This window comes from Mesorhizobium sp. WSM4809, from assembly GCF_055811655.1.
Genome location: NZ_JBVVQW010000005.1, coordinates 159,296 through 171,784 on the forward strand (window position 1 = coordinate 159,296; position 12,489 = coordinate 171,784).

At 65.3% G+C, this 12,489-nt stretch carries 12 protein-coding genes; 10 read left to right on the top strand and 2 right to left on the bottom strand.

Going from position 1 to position 12,489, the window contains the following annotated elements; translation table 11 throughout:
* Positions 1-276 precede the first annotated feature (276 nt).
* Positions 277-405 (top strand): hypothetical protein, encoded by a 129-nt coding sequence (locus tag AC0L24_RS14680; protein ID WP_473563896.1) that lies wholly within the window; start codon positions 277-279, stop codon positions 403-405.
* 40 nt (positions 406-445) lie between these two features.
* Here the strand turns inward: AC0L24_RS14680 and AC0L24_RS14685 are convergent, their stop codons facing one another.
* Positions 446-955, bottom strand: a complete 510-nt coding sequence (locus AC0L24_RS14685) for a flavin reductase (RefSeq protein WP_127328062.1) — start codon at positions 953-955, stop codon at positions 446-448.
* 6 nt (positions 956-961) lie between these two features.
* The gene (locus AC0L24_RS14690) at positions 962-2,506 is read right to left on the bottom strand and encodes a 4-hydroxyphenylacetate 3-hydroxylase N-terminal domain-containing protein (protein ID WP_473563897.1); all 1,545 of its coding nucleotides are present in this window, start codon (positions 2,504-2,506) and stop codon (positions 962-964) included.
* A 92-nt stretch (positions 2,507-2,598) separates the two neighbouring features.
* On the opposite strand from AC0L24_RS14690, the gene AC0L24_RS14695 reads away from it, so the two are divergent.
* From AC0L24_RS14695 to AC0L24_RS14735, 9 genes are all read left to right on the top strand, one after another.
* Positions 2,599-3,468 carry a helix-turn-helix domain-containing protein gene (locus tag AC0L24_RS14695; RefSeq protein WP_473563898.1) on the top strand — a complete coding sequence of 290 codons (870 nt, stop codon included), beginning with the start codon at positions 2,599-2,601 and terminating at the stop codon, positions 3,466-3,468.
* A 163-nt stretch (positions 3,469-3,631) separates the two neighbouring features.
* Entirely contained in the window at positions 3,632-4,129 is a 498-nt protein-coding gene (locus tag AC0L24_RS14700) for a hypothetical protein (RefSeq protein ID WP_127328068.1), read from the top strand.
* A gap of 176 nt (positions 4,130-4,305) precedes the next feature.
* Positions 4,306-5,400 (top strand): transporter substrate-binding protein, encoded by a 1,095-nt coding sequence (locus AC0L24_RS14705; RefSeq protein WP_128306893.1) that lies wholly within the window; start codon positions 4,306-4,308, stop codon positions 5,398-5,400.
* On the top strand, positions 5,397-6,014 hold the full coding sequence (locus AC0L24_RS14710) for an ANTAR domain-containing response regulator (protein WP_127268207.1): 618 nt from the start codon (positions 5,397-5,399) through the stop codon (positions 6,012-6,014). Before AC0L24_RS14705 ends, AC0L24_RS14710 begins: the two co-directional genes overlap by 4 nt.
* A 19-nt stretch (positions 6,015-6,033) precedes the next feature.
* Entirely contained in the window at positions 6,034-6,900 is an 867-nt protein-coding gene (locus tag AC0L24_RS14715; RefSeq protein WP_128278528.1) for an ABC transporter permease, read from the top strand.
* Positions 6,897-7,817, top strand: coding sequence for an ABC transporter permease (locus tag AC0L24_RS14720; RefSeq protein WP_128287728.1), 921 nt, complete (start codon positions 6,897-6,899; stop codon positions 7,815-7,817). Before AC0L24_RS14715 ends, AC0L24_RS14720 begins: the two co-directional genes overlap by 4 nt.
* A gap of 82 nt (positions 7,818-7,899) precedes the next feature.
* The gene (locus AC0L24_RS14725) at positions 7,900-9,495 is read left to right on the top strand and encodes an ABC transporter substrate-binding protein (RefSeq protein WP_473563972.1); all 1,596 of its coding nucleotides are present in this window, start codon (positions 7,900-7,902) and stop codon (positions 9,493-9,495) included.
* Positions 9,485-10,429 (top strand): acetamidase/formamidase family protein, encoded by a 945-nt coding sequence (locus tag AC0L24_RS14730; RefSeq protein ID WP_127808394.1) that lies wholly within the window; start codon positions 9,485-9,487, stop codon positions 10,427-10,429. The genes AC0L24_RS14725 and AC0L24_RS14730 overlap by 11 nt, the downstream gene beginning before the upstream one ends.
* Positions 10,430-10,640: 211 nt before the next feature.
* Positions 10,641-12,404: an ABC transporter ATP-binding protein gene (locus AC0L24_RS14735; RefSeq protein WP_127808393.1), complete on the top strand. Its 1,764-nt coding sequence runs from the start codon at positions 10,641-10,643 to the stop codon at positions 12,402-12,404.
* Positions 12,405-12,489 lie beyond the last annotated feature (85 nt).

The following is a 12,489-nucleotide window of genomic DNA, read 5'->3' on the forward strand; positions in this document are numbered from 1 at the left end:
CTCCCCCCCCCCCGCCCCCGCCCCCCCGCCGCCCCCCGCCCCGCCTCTTCCGCGGCGGCCGCGGCCCCGCCGCCCCCCCCCCCCCCCCCCCCCCCCCCGCCCCCCCCCCCCCGCGGGGGGGGGGGGGGCCGCCCCCCCCCCCCGGCGTGGGCCGGGGCCTCCCGGGGCCGGGGGGGGCGGCGGTGGGGGCCCGCGCCCGGGGCGGGCCCCCGGGGCGCGGGCGGCCTCGGCGACCTCGCCATCCGCTACGGCTATCAACGATTTGAGACGTCCGTCATGATCGCGGTGGTCATCGTGCTGATCATCCTGGTCTGCGGCATCCAGTGGGCGGGGGACCGGCTGGTGGCGAGGCTGGATCGGCGGGGGGTGAAAGACTGGCTGATGGCACGGCCGCGTACGGGATAGGCGGAGGCCTTCCCGCCACCAAACCGTCTGACGCCCGGCTTCACCCGCCAAAGCTGCCCAGCCGCGTCGGCTGCGTATAGCTGCGGTCGACATAGAGCAGGGCCGAGCCGCCGCTGCCGTGCCGGACGTCGATGACGCGGCCGATCATGACATTGTGCGTGCCGACGACATGCACAGTCTCGATCTCGCAATCGAAATTGACGATCGCATCCGAGAGTGCCGGCGTGCCGGAGGTCAGCGTCTGCCAGCGCGCCGAGGCATAGCGTGCCTCCATGTCCCTGGCCGCGCCAGCGAATTTTCCCGCCAGATGCATGTGGTCATGCGTCAGCACGTTGACGCAGAAGCGCTGGTTGGACAGGAACATGGCGGCCTGCGTCGAGCGCCCGTTCATGCACACCAGCAGCGTCGGCGGCTCGTCGGAGACGCTGCACATGGCGGTGGCGGTGAAGCCGCCGCGCCCTGCCGGGCCATCGGTGGTGACGATGTTGACCGGCGCACAGACCCTCGCCATGGCGTCGCGGAAATCGGCTTTCGAAATCTGCGTGGCCATCTGGTTTCACTCGGCCGTTGAGACAAGCGGATTGAACCAGGTATCGCCCGTCCAGCCATTCTCGTCATAGTCGGCCATGCAGGTGTCGACGAGCTCTTCCATCGCCTTCAGCCGCCCGCCGCGTTCAGCTCCTTTCAGCACCTGCAGCCGCACCTCTTCCGGCGCGCCGGCATAGTTGAGCTCGTAGAGCGCGTGGCGGCCGCCGAACTCGGTGCCGGTCGCGTCCCACAAAAGCTTCATGATCTTGATGCGCTCGATGTGGCCCATGTCGTTGGAGCCGCGCACATATTGCGCCAGATACTTGTCGATCTCGGGGTTGTTGAAGTCGCGCACCGACGACGGCAGGTAGATCAGCCCGGACGCGATCACCCGGCGCACGGTGTCGATGACGCGCGGATAGGCTTCCGACATGAAGGTGCGGTAGGCGAGCGCGGCTTCCAGATTGGGCAGCACCGCGCCATTCGCCCACGGGATCGGGTTGTAGGCCATGGCGTTGGAAAAGCTCCAGAACATGTGCCTGAGCGCGATGACCTCGCCCAGTGCCGCCTGGTTGCCGCGGAAAGCATCGCCGCCCGTGGCGCGCAGCGCCTTGGCCAGCAGGCCGGCGAGGAAGTCGAGCTTGACGGCGAAACGCGTGCAGCCCTGGAAGCAGTAGCCATGCATGAAGCCGGATGCCGGATGGAAGGACAGGATTTTCTGCGCATCGCGCAGCACCAGCACGTCCTCCCAGGGGATGAAGACATTGTCGAGCACCAGGATCGCATCGTTCTCGTCGAAGCGCGACGACAGCGGATAGTCGAAGGGCGCCGCCACCGTGTTGGCCGTCTGCTCGTAGGAGACGCGGCAGAACATCTTTATCCCCGGCGCATTCATCGGCACGATGAACATCACCGACAGCGACGGATCCTCAGTGATCGTCGCCGAGCCCTGCGCCAGGAAATTGTAGTGGGTCAGCGCCGAGGACGTCGCCACCACCTTTGCGCCGGAGACATAGATGCCGGCATCCGTCTCCTTGGTGATGTGGACGAAGACGTCCTTCACTTGTTCGGCCGGCTTGTGGCGGTCGATCGGCGGATTGACGATGGCATGGTTCATGAACAGTGCGGCTTCCTGGGCACGCCTGTGCCAGGACAGCGCATTGTCCCTGAACGGCCCGTACCAGTCGGCATTGGCGCCGAGCGTGTTCATCAGCGCCGCCTTGTAGTCGGGCGTGCGCCCCATCCAGCCATAGGACATGCGCGACCACTCGGCGATCGCCGTCTGCTGGGCGGCGAGTTCGCCAGAGGATTTGGCAACGCGGAAATATTTGTGGGTGTAGCCGCCCGAGCCGGTGTCGGTCGGCGAGGTCAGCGTGTCCCGTCGCAGGGGATCATGCAGCGCATCGTAGAGGCGCGCCAGCGACCGCGCCGAATTGCGCATCGACGGGTGCGTGGTGACATCGGCAATGCGTTCGCCATTGATATAGACCTCGCGGCCGTCGCGCAGGCTCTCCAGATACTCGGCCCCGGTGAACGGCCGTGCCTTATCAGTGCGGAAGTCTTCTGATCGCATGATGGTCCTCCTCTTGAGTCGCAACACTAGCGCCTTGGGCATGCATCTGTTATGGACGGAACGGCAAAACCGATTGGACTTTTTCGGGCGCCATGAGCCAGAATTCCATCCCCGACTTCTTCGTCTATGGCGAGCCGGTGAGGCCGCTCGATGTCGGTTTCCTGCATGTCGAGACGGTGCTTGCGCGCAGCAATATCCATCTTGGTCAGGTTGCGGCGCACAAACATCCGCAGATGGGCCAGATCACCTACTGGACCAGCGGCTCCGGCACCTACCGTATCGAAGACCGATCCTGGGACTTTTCGGCGCCTGCCGTCAGCTTCGTGCCGAGCGCTGTCGTGCATGGCTTCTCGATCGGACCCGGCACCGACGCCATCGTCGTCTCGGTCGCCGACGGCGCGCTCGCGGCCATCGCCGCTCACAGCCTGCTGCCGCTGGACAGGCCGGTCTTTGCCGACGGTCTGCCACGACACGCAGCGTGGGCGAGACTGGCGGCGGTGCTGGAGATGATCGCCGCCGAATATGCCGAGGCGCAAGCCGGCAATGACAGGGTCCTGCCGGCGCTGATCGCAGTCGCACTCTCCCACATTGCGCGCCTGAGCCCCGGCGTGACCGCCTCCGCCGCCTCTTCCGATGCTTCGCTGGCGCGGGGCCTGCGTCGGCTCGCCGACACGCATTTCCGCGACAACTGGCCGGTCGATCGCTACGTCGAGGCGCTGGCCACCACGCCGCATCTTCTCGACAAGGCTGCCCATGCGGTGCTGGGCGTCGGCGTCAAGCGGGTCGTCAGCGAAAGGCGGCTGCTGGAGGCCAAGCGCCTGCTGCTGTTCACCGTACGCACGGTGGAGGACATCGCTTACGAGATCGGCTTCGACGACCCGGCGTATTTTTCACGGTTCTTTCGCGCGCGGGTCGGCGAAGCGCCCGCCGCGTGGCGCCGGAGGCACTTGCAGGGCCATTGATCCTGCGCGAAATGCAGACCCCGTGACGCGCAAATCCTCGATGTTGCAGCCACAGCCACTTTTTCGTGAAGCCGAACGGGTTGATCCCTTCGCCTGTCTGCCTAGGTAGAAAGGAGCGGCGGGCGCCACGCAAATCTGACATCGGACCAATCTGACGGTCGGCATGATATTTTCCTGCATTCAAAAGCTTGCCCTACCTGTTCTCTTCGTTGGCATCCAGTCTTCCTGCGTCGTTCCCGACGATGCGTCGCGTATCGCCAAGGTTGATCCAACGGCGGCGGCCGCCCGCAAGGAGATGGTCGGCCTCAGCGAAGCCGATGTTCGAATGTGCGCCGGGTTTCCGACCGCCACCGCCGACGCCGGCCGATCGGGCCAGATCTGGACCTACAAGCGCATCGTCCAGCGCGGCAATCTCAGCATTGTGGTTCCGACTCTAGCGGTAGGCGCGATCCCGGCGGTCGGCGGCTCCGTCAATGTTGCTCCCGGCGGTTATTGCGACACGCAAATTCGCATGGTCGACGGCCGCGTCGCCGAAGTTGCCTATGCCGGCGACAACAATTTGCCGAACAGGCGCGACGCGCTTTGTGTCAGCACGGTGGACGCCTGCGTGACCTATGCGCGTCAACACGGTCAGAGGCCGGCGGCCAGATCGGCCAGATAGCCGGCGGCAGCGAAACGGCGATGACGGTCACGCAAATACCGTTGAGGGCTTGACTGACCCGCCGGACAGAATACGCTAGCGCAAAATACCGGCTCTGATCGCCGGGCGGCAAGAATGCCTCGTATGCCTCGCCCTTCCGGCGCTGGCTGCGAGGCATTGTCATTTTGGGGATCTGTTTGAAACGGCGTATCGAGATCGGCATCCTGTATTCCCGCTCGGGGAGCTATCAGCTCGTCTCCGATGCGTGCCGCATCGGCGCCATGCGCGCCATCGCCGACATCAACGCCGATCGCAGCTCAGGCATCGAACTGGTGCCGGTCGAGCGCGATCCGCAAAGCAATGCGGACCGCTACGCGACGCTGTGCGAGGATATTTTCAGGACCAGCAGCGCGCGCCATGTCGTCGGCTGCGTCACCTCGTGGAGCCGCAAGGAAGCCATTCCGGTGCTCGAGAAGGCGGGCGGCATGCTCTGGTACGCCTGCCCCTATGAGGGCTTCGAGGCCAACGAGCACGTCGTCTACATGCACGCTTGCCCAAACCAGCATCTGGTGCCGCTGATGGCGCATGTCGTGCCGCGTTTCGGCGCCAATGGCTTCCTGCTCGGCTCGAACTACATCTGGGGCTGGGAGATGAACCGCGTCGCCCGCGACCTGATCGCCGATGCCGGCGGCAAGGTGCTGGGCGAACGCTATCTGCGCATCGGCGAGACCGACGTGTCGCGGCTGATCGCGGAGATCCGTGCCACACGGCCGAACTTCATCCTCAACAACCTGATCGGCACCTCTTCCTACGCCTTCCTGGCGGCCTATTGCGATCTCGGGAATGAGGATCCTGCCTTCCGCCCGGAAACCTGTCCCGTCATCTCCTGCAACCTCACCGAAGGAGAGTTGCCGGCGATCGGCGAATCCGGGAAAGGGCACCTGTCGGTCGGGCCGTACTTCGCGCCGCGGCCGGCCGCCTTCGCCTCGTCTTTCGAGGCCTCCGCCTATGCCTCCGTGCAGGTGATGGCCGACGTGCTCTCCAGCAATTCCGAAGCCGGTCCGGCGGAATTTTCCAGAGCCTTCGCAGAACGCCGCTTCTCCACCCGGCTCGGGCCGATAGCCATCGACGCCCATTCCCAGCACGCGACGCTGCCGGTGATCATCGGGCGCATCGCGGATGGCTTCTTCGAGGTCGTCAGCCGCGAGGACGAAGTCGCGCCAGACCCGTATCTGTCGCGCTACGACCCGGCAAAAACATTCGGCCGCCCGCGCCTGAGGGTGGTGTCGTGACGAGAACCCCACGCATCCCCAATCTCGGCGGCGCCAGGGCCTTCATCCTGCACCGTCCGCACCCGACGGTGCAGGCGATCACCAGGCAATTGTCGGCCATCGGCCTGATCACGCTGGACTGCTGGCCGGAACTGCCGCCCGAGGCGCTGGCGGCCGATTTCGTCTTCTTCGACGCCGATCTCGGCTTCGACGAGCAATTCCCGTGGAAGCCGGGCGAAGCGCCGATGCCGCTGGTGGCGCTGATCGGCTCCGAGGCGCCCGGCCGCATCGAATGGGCATTGTCGCACAAGGCCGACGCCCAACTCTTGAAGCCGGTCGGCAATGCCGGCGTCTACAGCGCACTGCTGATCGCAAGGCAAAGTTTCGAGGCGCGAAAACACCTGGCCAGCGAAATCGCCTCGCTTCGCCAGCGCGTCGCCGAGCGCCAGACCATCGTGCGCGCGGTGACGGCACTGGCGAAAGGCGCCGATGACGGCCGCGCCTATGCGCAGCTTCGCTCGCTGGCGATGAGCTGGCAGATCAGCGTCGAGGATGCCGCGCGGCGGATCGTGGCCATGACAAGTGAAGAGGCAACGGGGGAAGAAGGCGGCGATGACCAGTCCCATCGCGCCTGATCTCACCGCGCCAGGGCGCATGCCGGTCAAGCCGCGCGCCGGCGTCTGGCGCCGGCTGGTCAGGCGCCGTCTGGCACTGCTTGGGCTGGTGATCGTCGCCATTGTCGTTGCCGGCGCCGTGCTGGCGCCATGGCTGACAGGCTACGATCCCAACGAGCAGATGTTCGACGGCCTGACCATCGAGGGCTCGCCCTTGCCGCCGGATGCAAAATTCTGGCTGGGCACCGACCTGCTCGGCCGCGACCTGTTGACCCGCATCCTCTACGGAGCCCGCACCTCGCTGATCATCGGCATCGTCGCCAATGGCGTGGCGCTGTTCATCGGCACGCTGGTCGGCGTTGTCGCCGGCTATTTCCGTGGCTGGATCGGCAGTGCGCTGATGCGTTTCACCGATTTGATGATGGCGTTTCCGGCACTGCTGCTCGCCATTTGCCTGGCCGCGGTGTTCGAGCCGAGCCTGTGGATCGTCGCCATGGTCATCGCCCTGGTCAACTGGGTGCAGACCGCCCGCGTCATCTACACCGAGACCTCTTCGCTCGCCGAACGCGAGTTCATCGACGCCGAGCGCACCATCGGGGCGAGCGCACCGCGCATCCTGTTTCGCCACATCCTGCCGCATCTCCTGCCGACCATCATCGTCTGGGGCACGCTCGGCATTTCGACCACGGTGCTGTTGGAGGCGACGCTCTCCTTCCTCGGCATCGGCGTGCAGCCGCCGACCGCGTCCTGGGGCAACATCATCTTCGAGAACCAGACCTACTTCCAGGCAGCACCCTGGCTGGTGTTCTTTCCCGGCGCGGCGATCCTGGCGCTGGCGCTGGCCTTCAACCTGATCGGCGACGCGCTGCGCGACATCCTCGATCCGACGCAAAGGGGCCGGGCATGATCGCCTATCTCGGCCGCCGCCTGATCCAGTCGCTGCTGATCCTGCTCGGCGTCTCGCTGATCACCTTCGCGCTGCTCTATCTCCTGCCGGCCGACCCGGTGCGCCAGATCGCCGGCCGCAGCGCCACGCCGCAGACGGTTGAGAACATCCGCCAGCAGCTCGGCCTCGACCAGCCCTTCATCGTCCAGTACTGGCGCTATCTCACGAAGCTCGTCAGTGGCGATCTCGGCCGCTCCTACATCCAGCGCTCCGAAGTCACCGAGCTGATCGTCTCACGGCTGCCGGCCAGCTTGTTGCTGATGGTCGGCGCCATCCTGTGCGAGCTGCTGCTCGGCCTGAGCATGGGCCTGATCGCCGCCGTCAAGCGCGGCACCGGCACCGACCAGACGCTGATGGTCGCCTCCTTTGTCGGCGTCTCGGCGCCGCAATTCGTCGTCGGCCTGCTGCTGCTCTACGTCTTTGCCGTGCGGCTCAGCTGGTTCCCGATCGGCGGCTATGGCACCTGGCGTCATCTCGTGCTGCCGTCGCTGACCATGGGCATACTCGGCGCCGGCTGGTACGCCCGCATGATGCGCTCGTCGATGATCGATGTTCTGCGTCAGGATTATGTCCGCACCGCCCGCGCCAAGGGCCTGGCGCGGCGAGCCATCCTGTTCCGACATGCACTGCCCAACGCCATCCTGCCGGTCATCGCCATGATCGGCATCGACATCGGCATCTTCATGGGTGGCATCGTCGTCGTCGAAAGCGTGTTCGGCTGGCCTGGCATTGGCCAGCTGGCGTGGCAGGCCATCCAGCGCGTGGACATCCCGATCATCATGGGCGTCACCCTGGTCTCGGCCTTCGCCATCGTGCTCGGCAATCTGCTGGCCGACGTCATCGCGCCCTTCATCGACCCCCGCATCAAGCTCAGATGAAAATGAAAACCAGACAGAGAAAGGGAACATAAAAATGAAAAAGTTTCTCGCATCCACGGTAGCGGCATCGGCGCTGGCGCTGATGCTCGGCATGACAAGTGTTCGCGCCGAGGACACCGTCGATCCGAACGCCAAGCAGGGCGGCGCCATCACCATCACCTACAAGGACGATGTCGCCACGCTCGATCCGGCGATCGGGTATGACTGGCAGAACTGGTCGATGATCAAGAGCCTGTTCGACGGGCTGATGGATTACGAACCTGGCACCACCAATTTGAAGCCCGATCTTGCCGAGAGCTACGAGATCTCGCCCGACGGCAAGACCTTCACCTTCAAGCTGCGCCATGGCGTGAAATTCCACAATGGCCGCGAGATGACCGCCGACGACGTGAAATATTCGCTCGACCGCGTCACCAATCCCAAGACCCAGAGCCCCGGCGCCGGCTTTTTCGGCTCGATCAAGGGCTATGACGATGTCGCCGCCGGCAAGGCCGAGAGCCTCTCCGGCGTCACCGTCGTCGATCCCTACACGGTCAAGTTCGAGCTGACCCGGCCCGACGCCACTTTCCTGCATGTCATGGCCATCAACTTCTCGCATGTCGTGCCGAAGGAAGAGGTCGAGAAATACGGCGCCGATTTCGGCAAGCATCCGGTCGGCACCGGCGCCTTCAAGCTCGCCGAGTGGACACTCGGCCAGCGCATCGTCTTCGAGCGCAATGCGGAGTATTGGCACAAGGGCCTGCCGCATCTGGACAAGATCACCTTCGAGATCGGCCAGGAGCCGATCGTTGCGCTGCTGCGCCTGCAGAAGGGCGAGATCGACGTGCCCGGCGACGGCATTCCGCCGGCAAAATTCCAGGAGGTGATGGCCGATCCGGAGCAGAAGGCGCGCGTCGTCGAAGGTGGCCAGCTGCACACCGGCTATGTCACCATGAACACCACCATGGCCCCGTTCGACAATGTGAAGGTGCGCCAGGCGGTCAACATGGCGATCAACAAGGCGCGCATCATCCAGATCATCAACGGCCGCGCCGTGCCGGCCAACCAGCCGCTGCCGCCGTCGATGCCCGGCTACGACAAGGAGTACAAGGGCTATCCCTATGATGTCGCCAAGGCCAAGGCGCTGCTTGCCGAGGCCGGCCATCCCGATGGTTTCGACACGCAATTGTTCGCCATGAACACCGACCCCAACCCGCGCATCGCCCAGGCGATCCAGCAGGACCTGGCGGCGATCGGCATCAAGGCCAGCATCCAATCGCTGGCTCAGGCAAACGTCATTGCCGCCGGCGGCGACAAGGCCGGCGCACCGATGATGTGGTCCGGCGGCATGGCCTGGATCGCCGACTTCCCGGATCCGTCGAACTTCTACGGCCCGATCCTCGGCTGCGCCGGCGCGGTGCCGGGCGGCTGGAACTGGTCGTGGTACTGCAACAAGGATCTCGACGCCAAGGCGGCCGAGGCCGACTCGGTGGTCGACCCGGCCAAGGCCGGCGAGCGCGACAAGATGTGGAGCGCCATCTACGACAAGGTGATGGAAGACGCGCCCTGGGCGCCGGTCTTCAACGAGCAGCGCTTCACCATGAAATCGGCGCGCATGGGCGGCGCCGACAACCTCTATGTCGACCCGGTCCATATCCCGATCAACTACGACAATGTGTACGTAAAAGATGTGCAATAACTGCGACTACACCATCCACGGGCGCCAACATCATTTCGGCTGGGACAATTCGTTTGCCCCGGCCGAGCGGGTGGCGCCCGGCTCGACCATCGAGTTCCAGTGCCTGGATTCCTCCGGCGGCCAGTTGCAGGCCGACAGCACGGTCGCCGACGTCGCCAGGCTCGACTTCGCCACCGTCAATCCGGTGACTGGGCCGATCTTCGTCGAGGGCGCCGAGCCGGGTGACGCGCTGAAGGTGACGATCGAGATGTTCAAACCGTCCGGCTTCGGCTGGACGGCCAACATTCCCGGTTTCGGGCTGCTCGCCGACGACTTCAAGGAGCCGGCGCTGAACATCTGGAAATACGACGCTGCCTCGCTCGAGCCGGCGCTGTTCGGCAAAAATGCGCGGGTGCCGTTGAAACCCTTCGCCGGCACCATCGGCAACGCGCTGGCGGAAAAGGGCCACCATTCGGTGGTGCCGCCAAGGCGCGTCGGCGGCAATCTCGACATCCGCGATCTCGCCGCCGGCACCACGCTGTACCTGCCGGTGGAAGTGGCGGGCGCACTGTTTTCGGTCGGCGATACCCATGCCGCGCAAGGCGACGGCGAGGTTTGCGGCACGGCGATCGAAAGCCCGATGGACGTCGTGCTCAAGCTCGATCTGGTCAAGGATGCCAGGCTGAAGACGCCGCGCTTCACCACGCCAGGCCCGGTGACGCGCCATCTCGACGCCAAGGGTTATGAGGTGACGACCGGCATCGGCCCGGACCTGATGGCGGGCGCCAGGGAAGCGGTCGCGCAGATGGTCGACCTGCTCGCCGGGAGGTACAAGATCGACCCGGTCGAAGCCTATATGCTGGCCTCTGTGTGCGGCGATCTCAGGATCAGCGAGATCGTCGACATGCCGAACTGGGTGGTGTCGTTCTATTTTCCGCGCTGCGTGTTTGAATGATGTCAAGTCGGCGCTGCACCCCCCTCTGTCCTGCCGGACATCTCCCCCTCAAGGGGGGAGATCAGATGTCACTTCGGCTTTCGCCAATCTCTAATGTTGCAAGGGGGAGCGCCGGCCCACGTGACGGCCAATCTCCCCCCTTGAGGGGGAGATGTCCGGCAGGACAGAGGGGGGCGTGCCGGAATAAACCTCTCAGAACTTTGCCTTTGCAATGACCTCAACCCCCGAACCCATCCTCGACATCGCCAACCTCTGCGTCAGCGTGCGCGGCGAGGACGGCGAGCGCGAGGTCGTCTCCGACCTGTCGCTGACGCTGGCGCGTGGCGAGACGCTCTGCATTGCCGGTGAATCCGGCTCCGGCAAATCGATGACCGCACTGGCCATCATGCAATTGCTGCCGCAGCCGGCGGCGCGCATATCGTCTGGGAAAATCCATCTGGGCGATACAGATCTGACGACTCTCGACGAGCGCCGGATGCGGCGCATTCGCGGCGACCGCATCGCCATGATCTTCCAGGAGCCGATGACCTCGCTCAACCCGGTGCTGTCGATCGGCCGGCAGCTCACCGAATCCATCGAGGCACACACCAGCCTGTCGCAGGGCGAAGCTCGTCAGCGCGCCATCGAGGCGTTGAAGGCGGTGCGCATTTCGGAAGCCGAAAGCCGGCTGAAGCAGTTTCCGCACGAGCTCTCCGGCGGCATGCGCCAGAGGGTGATGATCGCCATGGCACTGGCGCTCGAGCCGGACGTGCTGATCGCCGACGAGCCGACGACGGCCCTCGACGTCACCGTGCAAGGCGAGGTGCTGGAGCTGCTGCGCGACCTGCAGCGCCAGCACGGCACCAGCGTCATCCTGATCACCCACGACATGGGCGTCGTCGCCGAAATGGCCGACCGCGTCATCATCATGCGGCATGGCCGCATGGTCGAAGAGGGAAGAACCGCTGACATTTTTGCCAGGCCGCAAGCCGACTACACGCGCGAGCTGCTGGCCGCAGTGCCGCGCATCGGCAGCGGCGTCGGCCGCCAAAAATCCAGGGATGTCGAGACGGCGCTGCCGGCCAATGTCGCCGAAGTCACCGACCTGCATGTCCGCTTCGACCTGCATGGCGGCTTCTTCGGCCGGGTCACCCGTCGCGTCCACGCCGTCGAAGGCGTCAGCTTCTCGATCGCGCCCAACGAGACGCTGGCGCTGGTCGGCGAATCCGGCTGTGGCAAGTCGACCACCGCCAAGGCGCTGGCCGGACTGGTGCCCTACAGCGGCGATATCGCGGTTGGCGGGCGCAATCTGTCCGGCCTTGGTCGCGACGAGCGTAAGGCGGTGCGCCGCGACGTGCAGATGATTTTTCAGGATCCCTACGCCTCGCTCGACCCGCGCATGCGCGTCGGCGAACTCGTCGCCGAGCCGCTGCTGATCCATGGCATCGCCTCGAAGCAAGAGCGCAGTGACCGTGTCGCGGCGCTGTTCGAGCGCGTCGGCCTGTCGGCCGATCAGATGGAGCTCTATCCGCATGAATTCTCCGGCGGCCAGCGCCAGCGCGTCTGTATTGCACGCGCTCTTGCGCTGCGGCCGAAGCTGATCATCGCCGACGAAAGCGTCTCGGCGCTCGACGTTTCGGTGCAGGCGCGCGTGCTCGATCTGTTGAAGGAATTACAGCGCGAATTCGGCGTCGCCTATCTCTTCATCTCGCACGACATGGCTGTGGTCGAGAACATCTCCGACCGCGTCGCCGTCATGTATCTCGGCCAGATCGTCGAGATGGGCACGCGCGACCAGGTCTTTTCCAACCCGCGCCACCCCTACACCAGACGCCTCATCGAAGCCGTGCCGGTGCCCGATCCAGCCAAGCGAAGAAGCCGCTTCGCCCGCCTCGACCAGGAGATCCCGAGCGCCACCCGCAGGATCGGCGAGGCGCCGTTGAAACTGGCGCTGAGGGATGTCGGCAACGGCCACCTCGTCGCCGCCGAGGGCTGAGCCGGCACTGCCGCCGGCGGTTCACGTGTTTGTGTCTCTATCTCGCGCTCAAGGCTCGCGTTCCGCCGCCAAACCGTATCGCTTC

Coding starts and splice junctions, on each gene's coding strand:
- AC0L24_RS14690 (WP_473563897.1), bottom strand. CDS start 2,506: ATGCGATCAGAAGACTTCCGCACTGATAAGGCACGGCCGTTCACCGGG.
- AC0L24_RS14700 (WP_127328068.1), top strand. CDS start 3,632: ATGATATTTTCCTGCATTCAAAAGCTTGCCCTACCTGTTCTCTTCGTT.
- AC0L24_RS14720 (WP_128287728.1), top strand. CDS start 6,897: ATGATCGCCTATCTCGGCCGCCGCCTGATCCAGTCGCTGCTGATCCTG.
- AC0L24_RS14725 (WP_473563972.1), top strand. CDS start 7,900: ATGCTCGGCATGACAAGTGTTCGCGCCGAGGACACCGTCGATCCGAAC.
- AC0L24_RS14735 (WP_127808393.1), top strand. CDS start 10,641: ATGACCTCAACCCCCGAACCCATCCTCGACATCGCCAACCTCTGCGTC.
- AC0L24_RS14730 (WP_127808394.1), top strand. CDS start 9,485: ATGTGCAATAACTGCGACTACACCATCCACGGGCGCCAACATCATTTC.
- AC0L24_RS14680 (WP_473563896.1), top strand. CDS start 277: ATGATCGCGGTGGTCATCGTGCTGATCATCCTGGTCTGCGGCATCCAG.
- AC0L24_RS14695 (WP_473563898.1), top strand. CDS start 2,599: ATGAGCCAGAATTCCATCCCCGACTTCTTCGTCTATGGCGAGCCGGTG.
- AC0L24_RS14685 (WP_127328062.1), bottom strand. CDS start 955: ATGGCCACGCAGATTTCGAAAGCCGATTTCCGCGACGCCATGGCGAGG.
- AC0L24_RS14715 (WP_128278528.1), top strand. CDS start 6,034: ATGCCGGTCAAGCCGCGCGCCGGCGTCTGGCGCCGGCTGGTCAGGCGC.